Source organism: Aminobacter sp. P4_H6_2 (assembly GCF_056400805.1).
Genome location: NZ_JBFUKO010000887.1, coordinates 1 through 1693 on the forward strand (window position 1 = coordinate 1; position 1693 = coordinate 1693).

The 1693-nt window shown below is 54.6% G+C and carries 3 protein-coding genes; 1 reads left to right on the forward strand and 2 read right to left on the reverse strand.

Going from position 1 to position 1693, the window contains the following annotated elements; translation table 11 throughout:
* Positions 1 to 113 precede the first annotated feature (113 nt).
* On the reverse strand, positions 114 to 830 hold the full coding sequence (locus AC1DUU_RS31340; protein WP_476787196.1) for a hypothetical protein: 717 nt from the start codon (positions 828 to 830) through the stop codon (positions 114 to 116).
* A gap of 169 nt (positions 831 to 999) precedes the next feature.
* On the opposite strand from AC1DUU_RS31340, the gene AC1DUU_RS31345 reads away from it, so the two are divergent.
* The gene (locus AC1DUU_RS31345) at positions 1000 to 1167 is read left to right on the forward strand and encodes a hypothetical protein (protein ID WP_476787197.1); all 168 of its coding nucleotides are present in this window, start codon (positions 1000 to 1002) and stop codon (positions 1165 to 1167) included.
* Positions 1168 to 1382: 215 nt separating this feature from the next.
* Here AC1DUU_RS31345 and AC1DUU_RS31350 read toward each other — a convergent pair.
* Positions 1383 to 1693 (reverse strand): helix-turn-helix domain-containing protein (locus AC1DUU_RS31350; RefSeq protein WP_476787198.1); only part of this gene is annotated, 311 nt, incomplete at its 5' end.

Consider the following 1693-nt stretch of genomic DNA (forward strand, 5'->3'; position numbering starts at 1 on the left):
TTGCGCGCCAGCTGAAGTCAAGATCAGCGCTGATCTCCGGCGCTTGGGGGTCGGCCTCGTTTCCATCGCTCTAAGCGCATAGAAACCCTACTGGGCGCAACCTAGCCCCAGCTCTAGCTCAGGATTGCGCGAGCAATCGGCAAGACATGGTCACCGTAGGTGATCAGATTTGCATAGCGGCCAGCCGAGACACGCTCCTTCGCGAACGTCTCCCATAGCGGCTCAACTCGTTCTTCCCAATTAAAGTCTTGTCGTATCAACACCTCGCACCCAAAGGATTCGGGTGCTTGTTCCAATATACGCCGGGCCTCTTCAGCAAGAGGTGTATAAGCTCGAAGTGCAGCGACCTTGCGCTCGCGCGCGGCAGGGTCGAGCAACATTTCTATCTTGCTGCCGCCCGCAACGCCCGGCACGGCAGCGGAAACCAGATGGGTAACTATTGCACCATTAGCAGTGATCCTTGCAGCCAACGCTTTCCCGATCGCCGACGTCAAGTCGTGTACGGGGTTGTAGCCATCGACAGCGTCAGCAACGACAGTCACAGCTGTCTCGTCCTTGACAATTTCGAATATCACATTCGCAACATTGCGAAAGGGCGTAGCGTCCCCAGCAAGGATTGCATCGTACCAATCCCGATCGGACATTTGGCAAAAAACTGGCCCAGGCTCAGCTCCTGCTGCTGCTAGCGTTTCCCTTGAGTATTTTGTCCTGGACGACTGGTTTCCGCCGGACCCGTCCGTCAATATACACACCACCGGCCGGACCCGCTCCATCCAGTGAAAGAGCCGTAACTCATGCCCTGGATGTGCCAGTAGCAAAATCGTTTTCATGATTGTCATCCGTTTTGGCAGAGTGCGGTATGTACCGTGCGAGTGCTTACACCAATGACGACGTCAAGACCTATCGTGAAACACTTTTGTCGAGCCATATGCCTGCCGTCGTAGGTGCGATGCGTGGAGAGTTGCGGCTGTTGGTTCGCGGATCAATAGGTCCTGCAGGATGGCAGATCGCGACAAGCCCCATCCCGGCGGATGGAACCGCGTGCATCTGATTGTCGATGATCTGTATGTTGAAACAAGCCCGCTGCAGACTGTTGGCGTTCGGTTTCGTAGCGATATTGTCACAGATCTCGGAAGCGCTCAGATCCTGCTGGCGGGTAGTTTCTGATCTGATCGGATTGTCTGCATATGACCAGCACAAGGATCATATGCCATTGGAACGACGAACAAGTCGCATGCTGAGCGAGCTACCTCTGGAATGAGGTCGATATCACGATGCTAGGCAAATCAGATGGAAATTGCGATCTCATCAAATGCCATGTGGCTCCCATCAACCACCGCCCTGAGCGCAGTAAAATGGGTCTGGCAAACAACTCGCCGACTTCAGAGTGGCTTTTTCAATCTGACTCCCGGCCCTCCCCCATTCTCGGCGATAAACTCGACRCCCGCGTCTTCGAGGGCCCGACGGATTGCGATCAACGTGTTTCGCAACGGCGTCCGGGCCCCCCGTTCAAAATCGGTCAGCGTTCTTTCTCCAACAGCCGCTCTTTCAGACAACTCGACACGAGATAGCTCGAGCATCGCGCGCGCCGCTCTGCTTTGTGAAGGCAGTATACATATTTCCGGCGACATTGCCTTTTTCATGTTGACTTTATTCTCGTCGTGCTGCAGTTTCTGAGTACAGTACAAATTAG